General features: G+C 55.7%; 21 protein-coding genes. 5 read left to right on the top strand and 16 right to left on the bottom strand.

The annotated features are described in order from the left end of the window. Positions 1 to 92 precede the first annotated feature (92 nt). Together ACFX4U_RS17000 and yjdP are read left to right on the top strand one after the other, a co-directional pair. Positions 93 to 2,657 carry an ATP-binding protein gene (locus ACFX4U_RS17000; RefSeq protein ID WP_313507894.1) on the top strand — a complete coding sequence of 855 codons (2,565 nt, stop codon included), beginning with the start codon at positions 93 to 95 and terminating at the stop codon, positions 2,655 to 2,657. Between the two features lie 80 nt (positions 2,658 to 2,737). Further along, positions 2,738 to 3,049 (top strand): DDRRRQL repeat protein YjdP, encoded by a 312-nt coding sequence (gene yjdP, locus ACFX4U_RS16995; RefSeq protein WP_313507893.1) that lies wholly within the window; start codon positions 2,738 to 2,740, stop codon positions 3,047 to 3,049. Between the two features lie 5 nt (positions 3,050 to 3,054). On the opposite strand, the gene ACFX4U_RS16990 is transcribed toward yjdP, so the two are convergent. The 13 genes from ACFX4U_RS16990 to ACFX4U_RS16930 all read right to left on the bottom strand — a co-directional run bounded on the left by ACFX4U_RS16990 (position 3,055) and on the right by ACFX4U_RS16930 (position 12,277). Beyond that, positions 3,055 to 3,390 carry a low molecular weight protein tyrosine phosphatase family protein gene (locus ACFX4U_RS16990; protein WP_017459508.1) on the bottom strand — a complete coding sequence of 112 codons (336 nt, stop codon included), beginning with the start codon at positions 3,388 to 3,390 and terminating at the stop codon, positions 3,055 to 3,057. Between the two features lie 207 nt (positions 3,391 to 3,597). Continuing rightward, entirely contained in the window at positions 3,598 to 4,356 is a 759-nt protein-coding gene (gene phnP, locus ACFX4U_RS16985; protein ID WP_313507892.1) for a phosphonate metabolism protein PhnP, read from the bottom strand. A gap of 60 nt (positions 4,357 to 4,416) precedes the next feature. Then, positions 4,417 to 4,968 carry a ribose 1,5-bisphosphokinase gene (phnN, locus tag ACFX4U_RS16980; protein WP_305737659.1) on the bottom strand — a complete coding sequence of 184 codons (552 nt, stop codon included), beginning with the start codon at positions 4,966 to 4,968 and terminating at the stop codon, positions 4,417 to 4,419. Continuing rightward, complete coding sequence (phnM, locus tag ACFX4U_RS16975; protein ID WP_313507891.1) at positions 4,965 to 6,101, bottom strand: alpha-D-ribose 1-methylphosphonate 5-triphosphate diphosphatase; 1,137 nt, start codon at positions 6,099 to 6,101, stop codon at positions 4,965 to 4,967. The genes phnN and phnM overlap by 4 nt, the downstream gene beginning before the upstream one ends. Then, the gene (gene phnL / locus ACFX4U_RS16970; RefSeq protein ID WP_020456185.1) at positions 6,098 to 6,784 is read right to left on the bottom strand and encodes a phosphonate C-P lyase system protein PhnL; all 687 of its coding nucleotides are present in this window, start codon (positions 6,782 to 6,784) and stop codon (positions 6,098 to 6,100) included. The genes phnM and phnL overlap by 4 nt, the downstream gene beginning before the upstream one ends. A gap of 10 nt (positions 6,785 to 6,794) precedes the next feature. Next, entirely contained in the window at positions 6,795 to 7,553 is a 759-nt protein-coding gene (gene phnK / locus ACFX4U_RS16965; protein ID WP_045511855.1) for a phosphonate C-P lyase system protein PhnK, read from the bottom strand. Then, entirely contained in the window at positions 7,550 to 8,398 is an 849-nt protein-coding gene (locus tag ACFX4U_RS16960) for an alpha-D-ribose 1-methylphosphonate 5-phosphate C-P-lyase PhnJ (RefSeq protein WP_200552076.1), read from the bottom strand. The genes phnK and ACFX4U_RS16960 overlap by 4 nt, the downstream gene beginning before the upstream one ends. Beyond that, on the bottom strand, positions 8,391 to 9,455 hold the full coding sequence (locus tag ACFX4U_RS16955; protein ID WP_313507890.1) for a carbon-phosphorus lyase complex subunit PhnI: 1,065 nt from the start codon (positions 9,453 to 9,455) through the stop codon (positions 8,391 to 8,393). The genes ACFX4U_RS16960 and ACFX4U_RS16955 overlap by 8 nt, the downstream gene beginning before the upstream one ends. Next, entirely contained in the window at positions 9,455 to 10,039 is a 585-nt protein-coding gene (gene phnH / locus ACFX4U_RS16950; protein ID WP_313507889.1) for a phosphonate C-P lyase system protein PhnH, read from the bottom strand. Before phnH ends, ACFX4U_RS16955 begins: the two co-directional genes overlap by 1 nt. Then, a complete protein-coding gene (phnG, locus tag ACFX4U_RS16945; protein ID WP_313507888.1) occupies positions 10,036 to 10,488 on the bottom strand; it encodes a phosphonate C-P lyase system protein PhnG in 453 nt (150 codons plus the stop codon). The genes phnH and phnG overlap by 4 nt, the downstream gene beginning before the upstream one ends. Next, positions 10,489 to 11,214 carry a phosphonate metabolism transcriptional regulator PhnF gene (phnF, locus tag ACFX4U_RS16940; RefSeq protein WP_044489777.1) on the bottom strand — a complete coding sequence of 242 codons (726 nt, stop codon included), beginning with the start codon at positions 11,212 to 11,214 and terminating at the stop codon, positions 10,489 to 10,491. A 187-nt stretch (positions 11,215 to 11,401) separates the two neighbouring features. Then, complete coding sequence (gene yjdN, locus ACFX4U_RS16935) at positions 11,402 to 11,848, bottom strand: VOC family metalloprotein YjdN (RefSeq protein WP_313507886.1); 447 nt, start codon at positions 11,846 to 11,848, stop codon at positions 11,402 to 11,404. Positions 11,849 to 11,941: 93 nt separating this feature from the next. Beyond that, positions 11,942 to 12,277 (bottom strand): zinc ribbon domain-containing protein YjdM, encoded by a 336-nt coding sequence (locus ACFX4U_RS16930; protein WP_313507946.1) that lies wholly within the window; start codon positions 12,275 to 12,277, stop codon positions 11,942 to 11,944. Between the two features lie 601 nt (positions 12,278 to 12,878). Between ACFX4U_RS16930 and crfC the strand changes: the two genes are divergently transcribed. Then, positions 12,879 to 15,233, top strand: a complete 2,355-nt coding sequence (gene crfC, locus ACFX4U_RS16925; RefSeq protein WP_305737322.1) for a clamp-binding protein CrfC — start codon at positions 12,879 to 12,881, stop codon at positions 15,231 to 15,233. Next, on the top strand, positions 15,230 to 16,108 hold the full coding sequence (locus ACFX4U_RS16920) for a diguanylate cyclase regulator RdcB family protein (protein ID WP_305737321.1): 879 nt from the start codon (positions 15,230 to 15,232) through the stop codon (positions 16,106 to 16,108). The genes crfC and ACFX4U_RS16920 overlap by 4 nt, the downstream gene beginning before the upstream one ends. 216 nt (positions 16,109 to 16,324) lie before the next feature. Here ACFX4U_RS16920 and ACFX4U_RS16915 read toward each other — a convergent pair whose 3' ends face one another. Both ACFX4U_RS16915 and kdgT read right to left on the bottom strand, forming a co-directional pair. Continuing rightward, positions 16,325 to 17,500: an IS4 family transposase gene (locus tag ACFX4U_RS16915; RefSeq protein ID WP_086872639.1), complete on the bottom strand. Its 1,176-nt coding sequence runs from the start codon at positions 17,498 to 17,500 to the stop codon at positions 16,325 to 16,327. A 112-nt stretch (positions 17,501 to 17,612) separates the two neighbouring features. Then, positions 17,613 to 18,611, bottom strand: coding sequence for a 2-keto-3-deoxygluconate transporter (gene kdgT / locus ACFX4U_RS16910; RefSeq protein WP_313507885.1), 999 nt, complete (start codon positions 18,609 to 18,611; stop codon positions 17,613 to 17,615). Between the two features lie 643 nt (positions 18,612 to 19,254). Between kdgT and proP the strand changes: the two genes are divergently transcribed. Next, a complete protein-coding gene (gene proP / locus ACFX4U_RS16905) occupies positions 19,255 to 20,757 on the top strand; it encodes a glycine betaine/L-proline transporter ProP (protein ID WP_313507884.1) in 1,503 nt (500 codons plus the stop codon). Positions 20,758 to 20,792: 35 nt separating this feature from the next. On the opposite strand, the gene ACFX4U_RS16900 is transcribed toward proP, so the two are convergent. Further along, positions 20,793 to 21,746: a nickel/cobalt transporter gene (locus ACFX4U_RS16900; protein WP_313507883.1), complete on the bottom strand. Its 954-nt coding sequence runs from the start codon at positions 21,744 to 21,746 to the stop codon at positions 20,793 to 20,795. Positions 21,747 to 21,766: the final 20 nt, after the last annotated feature.

Here is a 21,766-nt window from a genome sequence, read left to right as displayed (position 1 = left end):
CATCACACGTTCGTAAATGCACAATGTCAGAAGCTGTTCATATTTGTCATAGTGACGCCACATAACCGCGTTGAGCCTCTTGTGGAGCCACTATGCCGTATCGCGCGAATCCGTTCTTTTCCAGCGCCCGTGGGCGGCTGCTGTTTTTTAATGTGTTAGTGGTGGCGGTAACCTTAATGGTGTGCGGCGTGGCGGTGTTCGGCTTTCGCCATGCCAGCCAGATTCAGGAACAGGTGCAGCAGCAGACGCTGGACGATATGACCGGCAGCATGAACCTGGCGCGCGATACCGCCAACGTCGCCACGGCGGCGGTGCGTTTGTCGCAGGTGGTCGGCGCGCTGGAGTACAAAGGAGAAGCCGAGCGGCTGAAAGCGACGCAAAGTGCGCTACAACATTCGCTTAACCAGCTTGCGAACGCGCCGTTGGCGCAACTGGAGCCGCAGCTGGTGGCGCAGATCACGCGGCGCAGCCATGAGTTGCAGCAAAGCGTCACCGAGATGCTGCAACGCGGGCAGCACCGTCACCTGGAGCGTAATGCACTGCTCAGTTCGCTCTACCAGAGCCAAAGCTACTTGCGCCATTTACAGGAGATAAATACGCGGGAAGGAGGAAATATCCCCGACAGCCGCCTGCTGGAAGAGATGGACCGGCTCATCATTGCCGCCATTCAAACGCCTTCCCCGCGCCCGACCATCAAACAGCTGTCTGAGGTGATGGCGGCATTACCGCTACAAAGCGCCAGCCCAACGGTGGCGTTTATCCTGCCCGATTTCAGCGCAGAGTTGCGCAAACTGGAGCCACTGTCGCTGCAACTGGAAGAGAGCGATCTGGCGATCAGCTGGTCGATGTTTCACATCAAAGCGCTGGTGGCGCTACTCAACAGCGACATTAACCAGTATGTCTCGGAAGTGGCGAACGCCTCGGAACTGCGCACCACCCAGAGCCATCAGGAGATGCGGTCCATCATTGCGTTTATCAGCGTTTTCGCGCTGCTGGCGCTGGTGATCACCGGCTTTGCCGGTTGGTATATCTACCGTAACCTGGGGTCTAATTTAACCGCGATTTCGCGCGCGATGTCGCGGCTGGCGCACGGTGAAAAGGACGTTTCTGTACCGGGTTTGCAGCGGCGTGATGAACTGGGCGAGCTGGCGCGGGCGTTTAACGTCTTCGCTCGTAATACTGCTTCGCTTGAGCACACCTCAAAGCTGCTGAAAGAGAAAAGTACGCAACTGGAAACCACGTTTCACGCCATGCGCGACGGCTTTGCCCTGTTTGATAACCAGGGCTGCCTGGTGGTGTGGAACCCGCAATATCCGCTGCTGCTGGGGTTAACCGCCGATGCGCTCCAGCGCGGGCAGCATTATCAGCGTTTGCTGCACCAGGTGAGTGATTTACCCGGTCACGTGCAGGAGAATCTGGCGCGCCCGCTGCCGAAACCCCAGGAGCTGCGGCTGGCAGATGACCGCACTATTGAGCTGCGCTTCAGCCCGGTGCCGGGGCGTGGGATGGTTAATGTGGTGCTGGACCGAACCGAGCGCAAAGGGCTGGAAGCTGAATTGTTGCACAGCCAGAAGATGAAAGCGGTCGGGCAACTGACCGGCGGGCTGGCGCACGACTTTAACAACCTGCTGGCGGTGATCATCGGTAGCCTCGAACTGGTCGCACCGGGTTCGCCGGATGCGCCGCGCATTTCGCGGGCGCTGAAAGCCGCCGAGCGCGGGGCGTTGCTCACGCAGCGCTTGCTGGCGTTTTCGCGTAAACAGTCGCTGCATCCGCACGCAGTAGAGATGCAGCCGCTGCTGGAAAACCTCGGCGAGCTGATGCGCCACTCCCTGCCGGCGACGTTGACGCTGGAGATTGAGGCGCAGAACCCGGCGTGGCCTGCGTGGATCGACGTCGGGCAACTGGAAAACGCCATCATCAACCTGGTGATGAACGCCCGCGATGCCATGGAAGGACAAAGCGGGGTTATCAAAGTGCGCACCTGGAACCAGCGTGTCACCCGCAGCGACGGGCGCAAGCAGGATATGGTGGCGCTGGAAGTGGTGGATCACGGCTGCGGAATGTCGCAAGAGGTCAAAGCGCAGGTGTTTGAACCGTTCTTCACCACCAAGCAGACCGGCAGCGGCAGCGGGTTAGGGCTGTCGATGGTTTACGGCTTTGTCCGCCAGTCCGGCGGACGGGTAGAGATTGAAAGCGCGCCAGGGCAGGGCACCACGGTGCGTTTGCAACTGCCACGCGCGGCGGTGCAGGTGGTCAATCACCCCGAGCCGGATTTGGCGCAAACGCGTGATACCCGCGACACGCTGATCCTGGTGCTGGAAGATGAAGCAGATGTCCGCCAGACGCTGTGTGAACAGCTGCATGAGCTGGGGTATTTAACGCTGGAGGCCGAGAGCGGCGAGCAGGCGTTGCAACTGCTGAGCGCGTCGCCGGAGATTGGCGCGCTGATTAGCGACCTGATGTTGCCCGGAACGCTAAGCGGGGCGGAAGTGATTAACCTTGCGCGCCAGCACTATCCGCAACTGCCGCTATTGCTGATAAGCGGTCAGGATCTGCGCCCGGCGCATAACCCTGCGTTGCCGGATGTTGAACTGTTGCGCAAACCGTTTACCCGCGTACAGCTCGCCCAGGCGCTGCGGCGCATTGCGGCATAGTGGATTTGAGATTCCTCCGCTACCCGGTGCGCGCGTGGCTGAATTAACGTAAGCCTCGTCCCTATTTGAGGCTGGCCTTTATGAAACGTTACACGAATGCGCTGGTGCTCGGCGCTCTCTTACTCAGTGGTCAGGTTGCCCACGCGGATATGATTGATGATGCGATTGGTAATATCCAGCGGGCGATTGGCGAGGCGTATAACACAGATAGCCGCGATGACAGGCGCGATGATGACTACCAAAGCCGCGACCAGCGCAGACAGTATGACGACCGTTATCAGCAGCTTGAGGACCGGCGTCGTCAACTGGATGACCGCCAGCGCCAGCTCGATCGCGAGCGGCGCCAGCTGGAAGATGAACAGCGCAGGCTGGAAGACGATGATTATCGTTAACGCGGCTACGCAGGGATGCGCAAACCTAAACGCGCCGGAACAACATCTTCCAGCAACGCGACCAGTTGCGGATCCATAAAATGGTAATGGTCAGGAATATCCAGCACGTAAACCGGTTTATGCTGCACCAGGCGGCTGAAGTCTTCCAGAATCCGGCTTTTGTGATGTTCTTCCATGACGCAGATAACATCCGCCCAGGAGAGAATGGCGGGGGAAACGGTTTTTCTCGCCTGGCGCTGCGTGCCAGCGGAACGGGCATTTAGCCCCGGGTAGCGGCGAAAAACCTGCTCAGCCGTGGGGCTGCGCCACTGGTTTCGGCTACAAATAAAAAGCACATTCATGGCAAGCTCAATACTCTGTCAAAGCCGCGATGTGCTAATAACTGCCTGGTCACACGCGGGTAAGTAAGACCCCGTTGCGTTATGCGCAACAACTTTTTTTGCTTCGAGTCTGTACGCTTAATCCCTCAAACGACCTCTTTACAGGCTGCGTCTGCTTATTCCGCTTCCACCGGAAAAGATGCGACGAATATATCGGTATTACGCGGTCTAATCCAGCACAATCCGCATGCCATCATACCCTGCTTCAACCCCCGCCGGCAGCGGGTTTTTCATCATCCATTGATCAAAGACATGACTGATATGCGTTAGGATAACTCTTGGACAGCCAATCACCTCATTCAGGGCGATAACCGTGTTCAAATCGCAGTGATTTTTCGGTGTTTGCGTACGCGGTTCATAAGAACAATCTATCACCACCACTTGCGGATGATTATTGAGCAAAAACTTTAGCGTTTTATCCGGTAACCCCGCAGTATCCGACAGCCACGCCACCCGGCTGTGCGCCGATTCGAACAAATAGCCAAAGGTGAGTTTCGAATGGTTCAGCGGCAGCGGCGTCACCTGTAAACCTTGCAAATCAAACACCACAAACGGTTCAACGGTATGGCTGAAATCGAGCAGGCCGGGGTGCTTAAACAGATCGTCGCAACCTTGTTCATCCGGCGGGCCATAGACCGGAATTTTCTCGCCCACGCCCCAGCGCAACGGAAACAGCCCTTGCACATGATCCATGTGATAGTGGGTAAGCAGGAACTGTTGAAAGTGACCGGCGGGAAAGGTATCCATCAGATCGGGGATACCGGCGTCGAGTAAGGTCACTGCGTCGTTAAACTTCACGACGGCGCTACAGGGTTTACGGCGATGGGTTTCATTCTGACGGGCGCGGCTGCAGGCGGCGCAGTCGCAACCAAAAACCGGCACCAGTTGTGCGCCGCCGGTGCCGGTAAGGGTAATTGTCAGGCTCATAGCGCCTCGCTTTAACGGTTGAGTCAACGTAACCGGCGCAGCAACGCTACGCCGACATCATTACGCGCTTTTCCCTTGTTGCGCACGAATCAGCATGACCAGTCCTTCTACTGACTGTAGCAAACTGCCGTCGTTATTCAGCGTCAGGCAATTACCCGGCTGGTAACGCGCCGCGCGTTCCAGCCGCGCTTCAATCTCTGCGGCACTCTCTCGCCCGCGTTTTTCCAGACGCTGGCGCAAAATACCTGGTGAAACCTGCACGTACACTGGCATCAGCGTGTCGCCATATTGCGTTTGCGCCTGCTGCAGATGCCCGCGCGAACCGTTTACCACCACATCAAACCCGGCGTTGAGCCAGAGGTCTATCTCTGCGCCAATGCCGTAATAAAAGTCGTTGGCATGCCAGCTCAGCGTAAACAGATGCTGCTCGGCACGAGTGAAAAACTCTTTTTCGCTCAATGCGATATGGTTTTCGCTCCCGGCGCTGGCCGGGCGAGTAATGTAGCGGTGCGCGACCAGTAATTGCGGATGCTCTCGCTGGCGCAGCGCCGCCAGCAGCGAGTCTTTGCCTGCGCCGGACGGCCCCATTAACCAGATCAGTCTGCCCATCAGAACACCCTTTTCCCCTCGCGCCAGACATGATCAATGCGTACGTGGTCGCCTTTGTGGTGTGCCAGCACCAGATCCGCCCGCTTCCCTTCGGCAATCACGCCGCGATCGTTAAGATTCAGCGCCTGCGCCGGGTTTTTGGTCACCAGGTGAACCGCTTTCTCGAGGCTGAAATCATTCTCTTCATCGCTGGCTACGCGAAACACTGCATCCAGCAGGCTGGCGGGGTAGTAATCGGACGACAAAATATCCAGCATGCCAAGCTGCGCCAGTTTATGTGCCGCCACGTTGCCGGAGTGGGAACCGCCGCGCACGATATTGGGCGCACCCATCAGCACGCTTAATCCATGATCACGCGAGGCTTCCGCCGCCGCGAAAGTGGTCGGGAATTCCGCAATCACGCTGCCGAGCTGGTGCGATTCGACAACATGCTCGCGCGTTGCATCATCGTGGCTGGCAAGCGGCAGATTACGCGCATTGCATATAGCGGCGATGGCTAACCGGTTGGGCTGCGACCACTGCGCGGCGAGCGCCAGTTGCTCCTGCTCGAACTGATCCATCTGCTCATCGGTGAGGTGATATTTACCCTGATAATATTCACGATACCTCTCATAGCTGGCGTACTGGCGCTGTCCTGGCGAGTGGTCCATCAGCGACACCAGCGCAACCGGCTCGCGACCAACCAGTTTTTCAAACAGCGGCAGAGTGGTGTGGTGCGGCAGTTCACAGCGCAGGTGCAGGCGGTGCTCCGCGCGGTTCAGCCCGCGTTTTTGCGAATCCTCCACGGCATTGATCATCTTTTCCAGATTCTCCAGCCGGTCGCCGCCGTCGCGTACATCGCCAATCGCTACCGCATCCAGCACCGTCGTAATCCCGCTGGCAACCATCAGCGCGTCGTGGCTGCTCATTGCGGAATGGGCGGGCCAGTCCACTTTCGGGCGCGGGGTGAAGAACTTATCCAGGTTATCCGTATGCAGCTCAATAAGCCCCGGCATCAGCCAGCCGCCGTCGCCGTCATGCGCGCCGGGCTGGCGGCTTTGGGTTTCGGCAAAAGCACGAATCACGCCGTCACGAACTTCCAGCGAGCCGCTGATCACCTCATCTTCGAGGATCAGTTTTACATTGTTGATAATCATGCGGAGATCCCCATCGGGTAGAGGCGGTCGGCGACATGTTCCCGGACGGCGCCATCGTGAAAGATGCCGACAATCGCTGCGCCGCGCGCTTTTGCTTGTGCGATCAATTCAACGACAGCGGCGCTGTTTTTCTCATCCAGCGAAGCGGTAGGTTCATCGAGCAGCAGAATCGGGTAATCGACAATAAACCCGCGCGCGATATTGACGCGCTGCTGCTCTCCGCCAGAAAAGGTCGCGGGAGCGAGATGCCACAAGCGTTCCGGCACATTCAGCCGGGTGAGCAGCTCACCCGCTTTTTGCGCGCACTGTTCGCGGGCAATGCCCTGTTCCAGCAGCGGCTGCATCACCACATCCAGCGCGCTAACGCGGGGAATAACGCGTAAAAACTGGCTGACCCAGCCAATAGTGTGACGGCGTACTTCCAGTACTTTACGCGCCGGCGCCTGCACTAAATCCACCCATTCATCGCCATGTTTGACATGAATATGTCCGGCGTCGGGCAGGTAGTTGGCGTACAGCGAGCGCAGCAGAGTCGATTTCCCACTGCCGGAATGGCCATGCAGCACCACACATTCACCGGCCCCGACGCTGAGCGATGTTTCGCGCAGCACCGGCAGGCGCACGCCGTTTTGGTGATGCAGGACAAAGGTCTTGCTGACATTTTCCACACGCAAAACAGTCATCATCCACTCCTTAATTTTGCAATACCGAGGAGACCAGCAATTGGGTGTAAGGGTGGTGTGGATCGTCGAGCACCCGATCGGTTAACCCACTTTCCACCACCTGACCTTGTTTCATCACCAGCAAGCGGTTCGCCAGCAGCCGCGCAACGCCCAAATCATGGGTTACCATAACCACGGCAAGGTTCATCTCCACCACCAGGCCGCGCAGCAGGTCGAGCAAACGCGCCTGGACGGAAACATCCAGCCCGCCGGTGGGCTCATCCATAAACACCAGTTTCGGGCGAGTGACCAGGTTACGGGCGATTTGCAGACGCTGCTGCATGCCACCGGAAAAGGTGGTCGGCAGGTCGTCAATGCGCGAGGGCGGGATCTCGACATCGCTGAGCCACTGCTCAGCACGGTCACGGATATCGCCGTAATGGCGCGCTCCGGTCGCCATCAGACGTTCGCCGATATTGCCGCCGGCGGAAACCTGGCGGCGCAGACCATCCAGCGGATGCTGATGGACTACGCCCCACTCGGTGCGCAGCAAGCGGCGGCGTTCGGCTTCGCTCATCGCGTAGAGGTCGCGCGCCTGGTAAGTGATGGTGCCGTGTTGCGGCACCAGACGCGCCGAAATGGCATTCAGCAGCGTGGTTTTGCCAGAGCCGGATTCGCCGACAATGCCCAGTACTTCGCCTGGCCACAAATCGAACGAGACGTCCTGAAAACCCTTGCCTGGCGCATAGAGATGAGAAAGGTGAGTCACCGAAAGCAGCGGTTGGGTCATTTGCGTAAAGCCTCGCTCTGTTGGCGGCAGAAATCGGTGTCGGAGCAGACAAACATGCGCGTGCCGGTATCATCCAGCACCACTTCATCGAGGTAGCTGTGGGTTGAACCACAAATAGCGCACGGCTGATCCCACTTTTGCGGCGCGAAGGGGTAATCCTCAAAATCGAGGCTCACCACCTGCGTGTAGGGCGGCACGGCGTAGATCCGTTTTTCGCGCCCGGCGCCAAATAGTTGCAGGGCGGGCATCATGTGCATTTTCGGGTTATCGAACGCCGGAATTGGTGACGGGTCCATCACGTAGCGGGCGTTCACTTTGACCGGCCATGCATAACGGGTGGTGAAATTGCCGAAACGGGCAATATCTTCGTACAGCTTCACCTGCATGACGCCATACTCTTCCAGCGCGTGCATGGTGCGGGTTTCTGTCTCGCGCGGCTCGATAAAGCGCAGCGGTTCCGGGATCGGCACCTGGTAAATCAGAATTTGATCTTCTTTGAGCGGCGTTTCGGGAATGCGGTGACGTGTCTGAATCAGCGTGGCTTCAGCGGTGCGCTCGGTGGTTTCCACGCCGGTAACGCGGGTAAAGAACTGGCGAATAGAGACGGCGTTGGTGGTATCGTCCGCGCCCTGGTCGATCACTTTCAGCACGTCATCTTCGCCGATCACGCTGGCGGTGAGCTGAATACCGCCGGTGCCCCAGCCATAGGGCATCGGCATTTCGCGTCCGCCAAACGGCACCTGGTAACCGGGGATCGCCACCGCTTTCAGCAGCGCGCGGCGGATCATGCGTTTGGTTTGCTCATCAAGAAAAGCAAAGTTGTAACCGGTCAGCGCGTTAGCCACGGTGTTTCTCCTGTTGCAGCTGTCTGAGCAAATCCAGTTCGGCCTGGAAATCAACGTAGTGGGGGAGTTTCAGGTGCGAGACAAAACCCGCCGCTTCAACGTTATCCGCGTGCGCCAGCACAAACTCTTCATCCTGCGCCGGGCTTTTTATCGGCTCACCGTAGTCGGCGGCTTGCAGAGCGCGGTCGACCAGCGCCATCGCCATCGCTTTGCGTTCGCTCATGCCGAACACCAGCCCGTAGCCGCGGGTAAAGTGTGGCGGCTCATCATGCGGAGCGACAAAGCCATTGACCATTTCGCATTCGGTTATCAGCAATTCGCCGACGTTGACCGCAAAACCCAGCTCTTCCGGCACAATTTCCACATCGATATACCCGCTGCGGATCTCACCGGCAAACGGGTGGTTACGACCGTAGCCGCGCTGAGTGGAGTAGGCCAGCGCCAGTAAGTAACCCTCATCGCCGCGCGCCAGTTGCTGCAAACGTGAGGAGCGCGAACAGGGGTAAACCGGCGGATTACGGGTAATGTCGTCCGGGGTTGCGCCGCTATCTTCTTCGGCTTTTGCCAGCCCTTCATTGACCAGCAAACTGAACACGTGCGGGGCGGCGTCCTGCTGCGCTTCGCGCGTGGTGAGCGTCGGCGTTTCGCCTTCGGCGAGCAGGGTAAAATCGAGCAGGCGATGGGTGTAATCGTAAGTGGGGCCAAGCAACTGGCCACCGGGAATATCTTTGTAAACCGCCGAAATACGGCGTTCTAAACGCATTTTCGCGCTGTCGATGGGTTCGCTCACGGCCAGACGCGGCAGCGTGGTGCGGTAAGCGCGCAGCAGAAAGATGGCTTCGACGTTATCGCCGCTCGCCTGTTTTAACGCCAGCGCCGCCAGTTCCCGATCGGCAATGCCTCCTTCGGTCATCACGCGGTCGACCGCCAGATGCAACTGGTCGGCAATTTGTGCAACGCTCAGCTCCGAGAGCTCCGCGTCGCCACGGCGTTTATGCTCCTGCAACGCGTGGGCAGCAGCGATGGCCTTTTCGCCCCCCTTGACAGCAACGTACATCAGTACACCTCCACCAGCGTGGTTCTCGGTATTGCCAGCGCGCGTTCGCCACAGGTCAGGATCACGTCGATGCCTGTCGGGAACGAATGCGGACGGTCGGTAAACTCATCGGTAATGCACTCCGGCAACTGCGGGGCAATCATGCGCTCTTCCAGAATGCCCGGCCCGGTCAGGCGCAACATGCGCCCGCCGCTCAGCGCCGGGAGCTGTAAAATCAGGGTCGCGCTGCTTTCCGGACTGATATCCGTGCCGCCCGGCAGCGCGCTCAGTTGCTCGGCGCTGAGGGTGCTGTCGGCAATGGCGAACAGCGACTGTTGCGGTTGATCGACCAGCGGCGCGTTGGTGTGAAAGCGCAGGTTCTGGCGCACAATGTCGTTGTCCACGGCGGCGGAAAGCCAAATCGGCGTGTCGTTATCGGCAAGCGTCAGCAACACGCTGGTGGTGGCCGGGTTGAGCGGCGGCCAGCCATGTTTTAACTGCGGCAACGAGACAATCACGCCCGGCTCGCTCATGGCTTTTAACAGACGGCGAAAACAGTGTTGCGCATCGTGAACCGCCGACGCGAAAGCGGGTTGTAAGGTCATGCGTTATCTCCGCGAACCAGCGTAAAGAAGTCGACCCGGCTGGCGTTGACTTCAGCCTGGCGCGCAGTAAGTCGCGCGGCGCGGTCAGCTTCCAGCGGGGTAATAAGGGTTTCCATTAACGTCTGGAAATAGGAAGGATCCTGCAACAGCGCATCACAGACGGCGCAGCGTTCGGCGTGGCCTTTATCGCGCCCGAGCACCCAGCTAAAACCGAGTGTGCCGCACTCAAGGCGAATAACGGCGCGTGTTAATGTGGCGTCACCCGGAAAGAAACGCTCGCCGGTCGCGCCCATGCGCGCCTGGATCTGCACCAGGCCTGTCTGTGGGGCGCGCACCTGTTCATATTCCGGGGCGAGTCCGAGCGTGCGCATTCGGCCGCGCAGCATCTCCGGCGTGGCGTGCGCGAGTGCGGCCATCCAGCGCTGTCGGGTTGGCGTATCAAAATGCATTCAGTGCTCCATGGTGAATTCAATCATGTCGGCGCGCGTCAGGCTGACGGAGTATTCCGTGGCGTTGACCTCGCCTTCACGATGGTTAAGGGTGCGCACGCAGAGCAGCGGCGCCATGTTCGGGATTTCCAGCCAGCGGCTCTCTTTAACTTGTGCGCGGCGGGCGCTGATGCGCGTCTGGGTACGTTTCAGGCTGACACCGGCCTGTTCACGTAAAAAGTCGTGCAGCGAACCGCTATCAAACTGTTGCAGCAGCGGCCATAACTGCAGGTCGGAGAAGTAGTGATCGATAAGACACAGCGCCACGCCATTCACCCGGCGGCGAGTGCGCAGGTGAATCACATTGTCGCCCTCCTGGATACCTAACGCATCGGCGACGTGTTGAGACGCCGGGCGTAGCACCGCCAGCAGACGTTCGCTGGTGGGGTGGCTGCCTTGATCAAGCAGGTTTTGACTAAAACGCGCCTGCGCATTGAGGGGGTAATCGAACGGGCGCATCAGCACCATTACGCCAACGCCCTGGCGGCGCTGTACCCAGCCTTTTTCCACCAGTTGATCGATCGCGCGGCGCAGCGTGTGGCGGTTAACCTCAAAACGCGTAGCCAGTTGCTGCTCTGCGGGCAGCCAGTCGCCGCAGCGATAGTTGCTGCGCAGTTCCTGCTCTAACCTTGCGGCAATTTCCTGATAGCGCGTGGGGTAACTGGTCGGATGTCTGGACAAGTGCATGCTCATTGTAGCTCCGCGGGCCAGGTAAAAAGTGGTCTTATCGTGAAGTGCAAATGTTGCATTTTGGTTATGCGGTGATTGCGCGAGGATGAATCTTGGCAAACAGGGTAAAGCCGTGTGGCGATATGAAAATGAAAAGGAGCCAACGGCTCCTTTTTCAATGAAGAGATTAAGTTAAATGAAGAGATTACGCGGCGGGTGGTGCTTTGGCGACATTCACCATCCAGGGAATGCCGAATTTATCGGTCACCATGCCAAAGCCGTGCGCCCAAAATGTCTGCTGCCACGGCATGGTGACGCGCCCGCCGGCGGCAAGCGCGTCGAACCAGGCTTTGCCCTGATCGACATCCTCTGTGGCGAGGCTTAAGGTAAAACCGCTGTAATCCCCGCTGTTTTGCCTGCCGTCGCTCATCATTATTTCGCTACCGGCAATGCGTAAATTCGCATGGGCAATATCGTTATCGGCAAAAGCCTGCCCAGCGGCACAGCCTTCATCGTTATTGCTCTCTTGTGGGGATTTAGGCATTTCGCCAAACGTTATCTTATAGGTTAATTCAGCATGGAGTGCCTGTTGGTAAAACTCGATGGCCTGCTGGCACTGACCAGAAAAAGAGATGTAGGGACTGAGCGGCATAATCATTACCTCGGGTAACGAAATCTGCCATTAAGTGTAGCGGTTGCGGGAAAAAGTAAACCAGGCGGGAAGACAAAACTCCCCGCCAAAACATCAATTCTTTTTAACAAATTCAGATTTGAGTTTCATTGGACCGAAACCGTCGATTTTACAATCGATATTATGATCGCCTTCGACCAGACGAATATTTTTTACCTTGGTGCCGATCTTCAACATTGAAGAACTGCCTTTTACTTTCAAGTCTTTAATTACGGTGACGCTATCACCATCGGCTAAAAGATTGCCATTAGCATCTTTGACGATTAATTCATCTGCATTGTGAGCAGGTTCCGCATCGTTCCACTCGTGAGCGCATTCCGGGCAAATGAACATGCCATTATCTTCATAGGTGTATTCGGAATTACATTTAGGGCAGTGGGGGAGTTGCATAGGGAGTTCCTCAAAAGTACATACAGAGCGGGATAAACCGCACAAAGGCTCAGCGCCAGAAAGGCTGCGATTATACAGCAAAACCGTACAGTTGCCGTTGTTATTATTTTTTTCAGAAAAAACATAAAAAAGTGATAGTAGTGACATAACCTGTCATTCGCTTAAGCGATGCTTATCCCAGAAACATAATGAGTAAATGCTTATGCCAGTTATTTAGATTATTTTCTGGTGGAAATTGCCAGCATTTACTAATTCAGATAAGGTGGCGTGTAGTATCTGGTGTAATTCGAACCCGAACTGTCATGCCTGCTACGCTACCAGCAATGGTGGTTATTACCTCTCAAATTGGGTGGGTAAATAAATGATGATATATCCTGGCTGTTCTTAGAAATGAGCTAAGCTCAAACTCTCTGGTTTTTATCACCGGAGTTGTGCTGCTGTCATTTTTTGAGAAACAAATTATATATTTTCCTGAGTATCATCAGGTGTTTATCTTTTCGAAGATATTTTCCACACGTAATTATAAAAGCCGAAACTTCACTAATAAAACATTCCGGCTAAATAAAAGTAAGAAAATTTGCGTTAAGGAAAGACTTTTAACATGCACACACAAACAATTTTTGAATTAAGCCAGGAAGCAGAAAGATTGTTGCAACTTTCCTTGCACAATCTCCAGGCTTTAAAAAAAATACCGACAGCGACGTTTGATGAGACGAATGCTACCGGTAAGGCGGAAAACGCCAATGTTTTGCCGTTGCATTTCAGCGCGCGCGGCGTTGAAGCGCAGCAGGCGACGCTGCATAACGAATTACGGAAAATTACCCGGCTGGAAATGGTGCTGGCGATTGTCGGTACCATGAAGGCAGGAAAGTCGACCACCATCAACGCGATTGTTGGCACGGAAGTGCTGCCCAACCGCAACCGGCCGATGACAGCGCTGCCAACTCTTATTCGCCATACGCCTGGTCAAAAAGAGCCGGTGCTGCACTTTTCTCACGTCGGGCCTATCGACGCGCTTGCGCAACAGCTTCAGACGCGGCTTTTTAATTACAACCGTGAAAAGCTGGCGCAAAAAATTGAAATCGATAAAGACATGGCCGCGCTGCTGGATCGTATTGCGCAAGGCGATGCTTTTGATAAGCACTATCTGGGTGCTCAGCCGATCTTCCACTGCCTGAAAAGCCTCAATGATCTGGTGCGTCTGTCCAAAGCGCTTGATGTGGACTTCCCATTTTCCGCGTATGCGGCGATTGAACACATTCCGGTGATTGAGGTGGAGTTTGTGCATCTGGCCGGGCTGGACAATCAACTGGGCCAACTGACGCTGCTGGATACCCCCGGGCCGAATGAAGCCGGGCAGCCACATCTGCAAAAAATGCTCAACGAGCAGCTGGCGCGCGCTTCGGCGGTGCTGGCGGTGATGGACTACACACAGCTTAAATCCATCTCTGATGAGGAAGTGCGCCGCGCGATCTCCTCGGTCGGCCGTTCGGTGCCGTTGTATGCGCTGGTGAATAAATTCGATCAAAAAGATCGCAACAGCGACGATGAAGATCAGGTGAAGGCGCTGATTTCCGGTACGTTAATGAAAGGGAACATTAACCCGACACAGATTTTCCCCGTTTCTTCAATGTGGGGTTATCTGGCGAACCGTGCCCGCCACGAGTTGCAGCACCAGGGGTGTTTGCCGGATCCGCAAGAGCAGCGTTGGGTGCAGGATTTCGCCGAAGCTGCGCTCGGGCGCCGCTGGCGCAACGCCGATTTAGAGGATATTGAGCATATCCGCCACGCCGCCGATCTGCTGTGGGAAGATTCGCTGTTTGAAAAACCGATTCGCACACTGCTGCATGCCGCACACGCAAACGCCTCGCTTTATGCGCTGCGTTCGGCGTCGCATAAGCTGCTGAACTACACCCAAAGCGCCCGCGAGTACCTTGATTTTCGCTATCAGGGATTAACCGTGGCCTACGAAAAGCTGGAGCAAAACATTTCCCGGCTGGAAGAGGACATGGCGCTGCTGCGTAGCAGCCAGGAAGGTGTTAGCGATGAAATTGAACACGAAGTGGAAGAGGCGCTCGCCGCAGCCGAAATCTATATTCATGGCCAACAATTTGAAATTGTCGAAGCCATTGATGCCTGGTTCCATGATGGTCAGTTAATGACCATGGTCAGAGACAGCCATGCCGACCTGCGTTTTGATGAACATTTCGCGCCGGGGCAACTGGTGCTGGAAAATGAAGGCCAGGCGCAGGTCGCACTCAGTAAAATTCGTTCGGTGTGCGAGACGATTTTAGTCGCGGCGCAGGAGCGCATCAGCCGTGAGCTGGCACAGCGTTTCGACGAGCTGGAAAATACGCTGGCGCGCTCGTTAAACGATGCGATGCGCCCCATCGAAACACGCATTAAAGAGGAACTCACGCACGCCGGTTTTCGCGCCCGTATCAGTTTCCCGGCGTTCCAGGCGAGCGCGCTCAACTTTAACGCCCGTTCGCTGTTTACCAATGTGATAGCGCCGCAAGACTTGCCGGCCGGTCAGGCGCCGCGCGCTGGCAGCATGCGGGAAACCGTGTCGCGCTGGCTCAATAACCCCAGTTGGGGGTGGGATGATTATGTCGCCACGCGTACCCGCTATGTGATCGATCTTACGGCGTTAAATAAGAAACTCATCGACCATGTTGCTCATTTTTGTGAACAAATTCGTAAAGCTTTGAGCGCGCAGGTCGATGTTTCTGTTACGGCGGGAATGGCGACATTTTTTGCCGAGTTCTCGTTAAGTCTCGCGGGACTACAGGAAAGTTTGCGTGACAGCCTGGCGATACGACAGCAGAACGAGTCGTCAGTGTTGGCGTTGCGCCAGCAGTTGCAGCAGAGTATCAGGACAGCCAATTGGATCCATGAGGACGCACGCCTGTTACGCGATGATATACAAACCCTCTTCGCGGCAGATCTACCATGAAAAATCGACTACTGGACGGCCCGGGGCGCGTACTTGAGTGTATTCACCCGAAATTTATCGTGGATTTGGTGCAGGGCGTTGATGCGCCGCGCCAGACGCCGATTGTGCCTCAACAGCAGTTGTTTCGTGAGCGGCTGACGCAGGAGATCATGGCGCAAACGCAGCTGCGCCCGTGGGCGATGTCTGGCGTATTAAATGAGAACGACGCGCTGCGTCTGGGGCTGGCGGAAAAACTGGCCAGCATGCTTGATCCGGGGTATCTGGCATTAACCCGCATTACCGAGCGGCTGGCGGCGTTGCAACAAGCGGAGCGCCGTCCTGCCAACGCGACGCCTGGCGCGTTGCAGCAATATGACGAGCTGGTTGACCATTTTAGCCAACGCGCGGCGTGGAAAGAGAAAGCGCTGACTCAACGCGGGCTGGCCGTCCAGGCGGGAAATCATAGCGAACAAGTTTTTGCCCACTGGCGCGCCGGGAATTACAACGGCTGGTCGATGGCCGGGCGCTGCTATATCGCGCTGGAAGAGTTGCGCTGGGGAGCGTTTGGTGATGCCTGTCGCCTGGCGAATGAAGGCGTGGCGAAAATGCTGAAAGATAATCTGCGCGCGATGGCTGCCGATTTTCTGGCGCAGGGTATTAATGCTTCTCCGGCGACCCGACATTTCTATCACCAATGGCTGGCGACACCTTCGACGCCAGGATTGATGGATTATAAAGATTTACTCGGCTGGCTTGGCGACTGGTGTGATGCTGAACGCCATCCGATCTGCTGGTCTGTCACCCAGAGCTGGCAAACGGTGGCGCTGGGCATGCCGCGGCTCTGTTCCGCGTCACGCATCGCGACGGCGATGGTGGATGAAGTGTTTGGCGAGTAGACCGCTTTCACACCCGTAAACATCCGCTTTCTCTCTATAAAGGCGGCATTGGTTTGTGGTGAGAGGGTCGATCAAAACCCGTAACGTGCATTATCTTCCCGTCATGCGCGAGTGCAAGCCAGAGCCAATATCTGTTGCTGATCGCGCGCGGCGGATGCGGTTTTCTACTGGCAATAAAAAAGCCCCTGACGGGCTGAGGGATCCCCAGAAACATCATTAATACACCATGATGATGTTTCGATAGACCCTCGCTATATCGGCGTATACCCTGTCGGGGTTCATCCCCGACAGGAGCCCCGGCGACTGCCGGATGACATTTTCACTCAATGTCAGATACGACAGCACCCTGCGTGATTTCTCGCTGTTCGCCTGGAACCATCGATTTATTCCCTTACTTTCAAGGTAATAACCCGTCAGCCATATGATGATGCTGTAGAGAACTGCAACCAGGCAAAGCACGGAAAGTCGTTTTTCTCCCCGACTTTTACTTACCCGCAGTCCCAGCCCATAACGCTCGCTTTTTTCATCCCTGAAGTTCTGTTCTATCTGCATACGGCGACTATAAATTTTAACTATCTCGCGTGGCTTATATTCCATCAGACTGGTAAAAAGCAGCCACGGTTCACGTGCGTTTTTACGGTACATCCTGTCTGTTTTGGGGTAATGCTGGCTGCCTTTCCTGCCTGTCGCCCGTTTATGCACGGTGTAGAAATGTCCCGGACAGTCACGACTGGCGTTGCGTGCCAGTCGCCCGAATCCCAGATAGCGCGCCGTTGTTGATGACGCAATATCCCGCGCCATCTGCCACTCTTCGTCCCCGACGACCTGAAAATAGAGGCTCCCCCTGACTCGCCCGACAAAATCCCAGCCCAGAGAGCGGATGTGGTGAAACCAGCTGCTGCGAAAGCCCGCATCGGTCACGATAATGACCTGCTTATCTTTGCCAATGGCGGCGGCCATCTGATCGAGAAAGGCATTTTGCACGGCAGAGTTGTTCTGGTAGCGGGAGGAAATGACTTTACTCATCAGAGGGATAGCTCTGCCATCACACAATAAGCTTGCCCGCAAAACACTGAGCTCTGATGAAGGATAGCCACTCCAGTCCACGGCAATGACACAAACTGAAAGGCTGTGTGTGAGGCGGGATACAAGCTGCTGGTAGACGGAGGGAATATCACTGAACATCAGGTCGCTGTTGAGGTGCCGGTCAACACGCTTAATCTTGTGCTTAACACGTGCGGGACCTGGCAGGTATCTGCCGATGCTGGTAAGAGAAAGCGAAGCACCACGCGTCAGGGCCACGGTCATATCGAGCAGGGCGTTTTTACGGTACTGATGAATAGAGTTCAGGGACTGGCTGAAAAATTTATGGCAAACTTGTGAAGCAGGCATAGAGGTGTGACCTTACTTTTTGGTGGAACACTAAGTAGATCACAACCTTCTATGCCTGTCTTTATTTATGGGGAACCGTCAGCCCTGACGGGGCTTTTTTGATCGAGCACCTTTAGTGTCCTGTCGACTCGATCGGATCCTCTGCTTCCTCTTTCGCTTGCGGCACATACCCGAAGCGTCTCGCATACAGCGCGGTGATAATCGGCACCAGTATGGCCGTTACTATTACACTCGCGGCGACCAGCGCGGTTGCGGATGCAGCAACCGGTTCGAACGCCGGGTTAATCTGCGCGATAATCACCGGGTTCGCCACCGCCGCACCCGCCGCAGATGAGGCCGCGACACCTGCTGTTCCGTTACCGCCACCAATCACACGGTCGGCGATGATCAACGGAATACCGGTGATGATGATCACCGCGACGCCGAGGAAGATGCCCAGCAGGCCGGTTTGCATGATAACGCTCAGGTTGATGGTGTTACCCAGTGCGAAGCCGAAGAACGGGATCAGCACCGGCGTTGCTTTACTGAAGAAAGCGCGTAAATCGTGATCGAGGTTACCCAGCGCGAAACCAATCAGGAACGGCAGCACTGCACCGACAAAATGGTGCGGTTCAAACGAGGCCAGACCGGCGGAGCCGAGGATCACCATGGTCATCAGCGGGCCGGATTCCAGCGACATCAACACAAACGCGCCAGACTCCTCTTTGCTGCCGTACTGGTTCATCAGGCTCGCGTACAGACCGCCGTTGGTCATGTCCATGGCTGAAACCAGCGCCAGCACGGAAAGCCCGGCGAAGAATCCGGTCTGGATGCCGGTGTCCGGAATAAACGACGCGGCGATCATTGCCACTACCCAGGCGACGGCAATTTTTGTCAGTACCAGCGTACCGGATTTACGTAAAACGGTGCCGGTAGCGCGTAAATCAATGGATGCGCCAATACAGAAAAACCACACGGCAAGGATGGGTACCGTGCCGGTAATCATCCCTTTAGTGAATGACCCAAAATAAGCACCGGTATCCGGTGCCAGCGTATTCAAAATTGCGCCTAACAGCAGCGGAACCAGCATCATCCCGCCAGGGATGCGTTCTATCGTGGCCTTGATTTTCATAATAAATCCTCACTGCTCGTCATTACCATGAACGAGGAAAGCTAAAAATTAATAGTTAATATTTTCAATTCATTAAAGAATTTCTCAGGCAGGGCATTCGCTATCGATTGCCGCTGGTCTCCGCATCAAAAGGCGTTGTGTTGCGGGTTTATGTCGTTATCATCCGATCAATGGAATATCTATTCAATAAGAATGAAACAATGTTTTAGTTACGTTGATCACATATTTTGCGTAAAGATAATCTGATATTTGTTTATTTATTTTTGCTGTAAATGAGTTGTGAAGAAATATATGAAGAAGATGACAAGGAAGGTAATAATCACGAGGGTGATTACCGGCGTATTTTTAGCCTGTAACGCATTAGATGTTTCTTATTCCAGAGGAGAGAAAAAGCGTTAAAACTGTGAGGAGGATTATTGCGTAGTAAAACTATGTGAATTTGATCACATTTTTAAACCCTGTTAGGGTAAAAAGGTCATCCACTGCCCAGCAGGCGTCAACAGGTTCGGTTGTACAGGCTTTAAACAGTCCGTGTAAGTAAACCTGCTACGCTTGAACAGGAAGGCTGAAAAGCCAGTTAAAACGCCCGGCAGGGAGAGTACGCCGGGCGGTTCAGGGCGAAAGTCTAAAGAGGAATAGATGCATGCTAAAAAGGAAAAAAATTAAACCCATCACCTTGCGTGATGTGACCATTATCGATGATGGCAAATTGCGTAAAGCGATTACCGCCGCATCGTTGGGTAACGCCATGGAGTGGTTTGATTTTGGCGTTTACGGCTTTGTGGCCTACGCCCTTGGTAAGGTGTTCTTCCCCGATGCAAACCCCAGCGTGCAGATGATTGCCGCGCTTGGGACCTTCTCGGTTCCGTTCCTGATTCGTCCGTTAGGTGGCCTGTTCTTCGGCATGTTGGGCGATAAATACGGCCGACAAAAAATCCTCGCAATAACGATAGTGATCATGTCCGTCAGTACCTTCTGTATTGGTCTGATCCCGTCGTATGCCACCATTGGTATCTGGGCGCCGATTTTACTGCTGCTGTGTAAGATGGCGCAGGGCTTCTCGGTGGGCGGCGAATATACCGGGGCATCCATCTTTGTCGCCGAATACTCGCCGGACCGAAAACGCGGCTTTATGGGTAGCTGGCTGGACTTTGGTTCCATCGCCGGTTTTGTGCTCGGCGCGGGCGTAGTCGTTCTGCTTTCTACCATTGTCGGTGAAGAGAACTTCCTCGACTGGGGCTGGCGTATCCCGTTCTTCCTGGCGCTGCCGCTGGGGTTAATTGGTCTCTATCTACGCCATGCGCTGGAAGAGACCCCGGCATTCCAGCAGCACGTCGACAAACTGGAGCAGGGCGATCGCCAGGGATTGCAGGATGGACCGAAAGTCTCGTTTAAAGAGATTGCGACGAAACACTGGCGCAGCCTACTGACCTGTATTGGTCTGGTGATTGCCACCAACGTGACCTACTACATGCTGCTGACGTACATGCCAAGTTACTTGTCGCATAACCTGCACTATTCCGAAGACCACGGTGTGCTGATCATCATTGCCATCATGATTGGTATGTTGTTTGTGCAGCCGGTGATGGGGTTGTTAAGCGACCGCTTTGGCCGCCGTCCGTTTGTCATTCTCGGCAGCATTGCGCTGTTTGTGCTGGCGATCCCGGCCTTCATTATGATTAACAGCAACGTTATTGGCCTGATCTTCGCGGGCCTGCTGATGCTGGCGGTGGTGCTGAACTGCTTTACCGGCGTGATGGCATCAACGTTGCCAGCGATGTTCCCGACGCACCTTCGCTACAGCGCGCTGGCGAGTGCGTTCAACATCTCTATCCTGATTGCCGGTCTGACGCCGACGCTGACAGCCTGGCTGGTGGAAAGCTCTGCCAACCTGCTGATGCCAGCCTATTACTTGATGGTGGTTGCGGTGATTGGCCTGATTACCGGCCTGACGATGAAAGAGACGGCGAACTTACCGCTGAAAGGAGCGACCCCGGCGGCGTCGGATCTGCAGGAAGCGCGGGAAATCTTGCAGGAGCATCACGATAACATTGAGCAGAAAATCGAAGACATTGATGAAGAGATCGCTCAGTTGCAGGAAAAACGTACGCGTCTGGTGCAGCAACATCCAAAAATCAACGAGTAATGCCAATCCCGGATGGCGCTGTCATCCGGGATTTTTTAACATCCCGCCGCAATATAATCCCCGTTCGCGCTCACCGGAATAACCGTTAAAAACAGTACCAGTGCGAACAGGATCAGCGCTACGCCACCGGCAATTTTCAGCACCGGAACGAACCTGTATAACGTGCTGGCTTCACCGCCAAAAAACGCCGCCGTGCTGTTACGCGCATAGCGCACCGCCAGCGACAATCCGGCGATCGACAGCGCCGTGCCGACCGCCATGGTCATTACGGCAGCAATGCCCCAACTCACGATGCCAAGCGCATTGGCGAAGAGCAAAATCATGATTGCTCCGCTGCAAGGCCGTGCGCCGATAGCGAGGATCACGCCGAGACGCGTTTTCCAGTCGCCTTGCGTGCTCACGCCAACGCCGTGGTGGCCGCAGCCGCAATGATCGTCATGCTGATGTACGGGGCTAAGTGAACGGATTGCCAGCTTGCGCGGCTTCAGGCTTTTCAGTGCGTTCCAGACGACATAAGCACCAAAACCGCCAATCATCACCGCACTTATTTTCTCAACGTACCAGCGGCTTTCACTGAGATCGCCTGCGGCAAGGTTGAAACCGACTGCCAGAATAAAGACGAACAGAATGGCGCTGATGCCTTGCATCAGGCTGCCCAGCACGGGAATGACACGCGCCGCGGTCTGGCTTTCGTTATTGGTGCTAAGCCAGGTGGTAACAATAAACTTGCCGTGGCCTGGGCCAATCGCGTGCAGCACGCCATAAAAGAAAGCGCCGGTCAGCAGCCATAAGCCGCCGCTGTACTGGTGGTTATTCAGTTGCAGCAAATACATCACCAGATAGCGGTGCAGGGTGATTTGTGTCGCCAGGCACCATTGCAAAAAGGCCGCCCAGTGCGCATGTAAAGCGAAGGCAGCAGCCAGCACCACCGCTAGCAGAGCAACGGCGGCGGACAAGCGCCAGTCACGGGTGAGAAGTTGCGTGGTCATATGTGTGTGGGCGTTAGGGG

Source organism: Kosakonia sp. YIM B13588, from assembly GCF_042788165.1.
GTDB classification, from domain to species: domain Bacteria; phylum Pseudomonadota; class Gammaproteobacteria; order Enterobacterales; family Enterobacteriaceae; genus Kosakonia; species Kosakonia sacchari.
The sequence above is the reverse complement of the archived record's forward strand: the minus strand, read 5'-3'. Positions and strand labels throughout refer to the sequence as shown.

Excerpts from the sequence above, each read along its gene's own strand:
- ACFX4U_RS17000 (WP_313507894.1), top strand. The coding sequence starts at position 93 with ATGCCGTATCGCGCGAATCCGTTCTTTTCCAGCGCCCGTGGGCGGCTG.
- yjdP (WP_313507893.1), top strand. The coding sequence starts at position 2,738 with ATGAAACGTTACACGAATGCGCTGGTGCTCGGCGCTCTCTTACTCAGT.
- ACFX4U_RS16990 (WP_017459508.1), bottom strand. The coding sequence starts at position 3,390 with ATGAATGTGCTTTTTATTTGTAGCCGAAACCAGTGGCGCAGCCCCACG.
- phnP (WP_313507892.1), bottom strand. The coding sequence starts at position 4,356 with ATGAGCCTGACAATTACCCTTACCGGCACCGGCGGCGCACAACTGGTG.
- phnM (WP_313507891.1), bottom strand. The coding sequence starts at position 6,101 with ATGATTATCAACAATGTAAAACTGATCCTCGAAGATGAGGTGATCAGC.
- phnL (WP_020456185.1), bottom strand. The coding sequence starts at position 6,784 with ATGACTGTTTTGCGTGTGGAAAATGTCAGCAAGACCTTTGTCCTGCAT.
- phnK (WP_045511855.1), bottom strand. The coding sequence starts at position 7,553 with ATGACCCAACCGCTGCTTTCGGTGACTCACCTTTCTCATCTCTATGCG.
- ACFX4U_RS16955 (WP_313507890.1), bottom strand. The coding sequence starts at position 9,455 with ATGTACGTTGCTGTCAAGGGGGGCGAAAAGGCCATCGCTGCTGCCCAC.
- phnH (WP_313507889.1), bottom strand. The coding sequence starts at position 10,039 with ATGACCTTACAACCCGCTTTCGCGTCGGCGGTTCACGATGCGCAACAC.
- phnG (WP_313507888.1), bottom strand. The coding sequence starts at position 10,488 with ATGCATTTTGATACGCCAACCCGACAGCGCTGGATGGCCGCACTCGCG.
- phnF (WP_044489777.1), bottom strand. The coding sequence starts at position 11,214 with ATGCACTTGTCCAGACATCCGACCAGTTACCCCACGCGCTATCAGGAA.
- yjdN (WP_313507886.1), bottom strand. The coding sequence starts at position 11,848 with ATGCCGCTCAGTCCCTACATCTCTTTTTCTGGTCAGTGCCAGCAGGCC.
- ACFX4U_RS16930 (WP_313507946.1), bottom strand. The coding sequence starts at position 12,277 with ATGCAACTCCCCCACTGCCCTAAATGTAATTCCGAATACACCTATGAA.
- crfC (WP_305737322.1), top strand. The coding sequence starts at position 12,879 with ATGCACACACAAACAATTTTTGAATTAAGCCAGGAAGCAGAAAGATTG.
- ACFX4U_RS16920 (WP_305737321.1), top strand. The coding sequence starts at position 15,230 with ATGAAAAATCGACTACTGGACGGCCCGGGGCGCGTACTTGAGTGTATT.
- ACFX4U_RS16915 (WP_086872639.1), bottom strand. The coding sequence starts at position 17,500 with ATGCCTGCTTCACAAGTTTGCCATAAATTTTTCAGCCAGTCCCTGAAC.
- kdgT (WP_313507885.1), bottom strand. The coding sequence starts at position 18,611 with ATGAAAATCAAGGCCACGATAGAACGCATCCCTGGCGGGATGATGCTG.
- proP (WP_313507884.1), top strand. The coding sequence starts at position 19,255 with ATGCTAAAAAGGAAAAAAATTAAACCCATCACCTTGCGTGATGTGACC.
- ACFX4U_RS16900 (WP_313507883.1), bottom strand. The coding sequence starts at position 21,746 with ATGACCACGCAACTTCTCACCCGTGACTGGCGCTTGTCCGCCGCCGTT.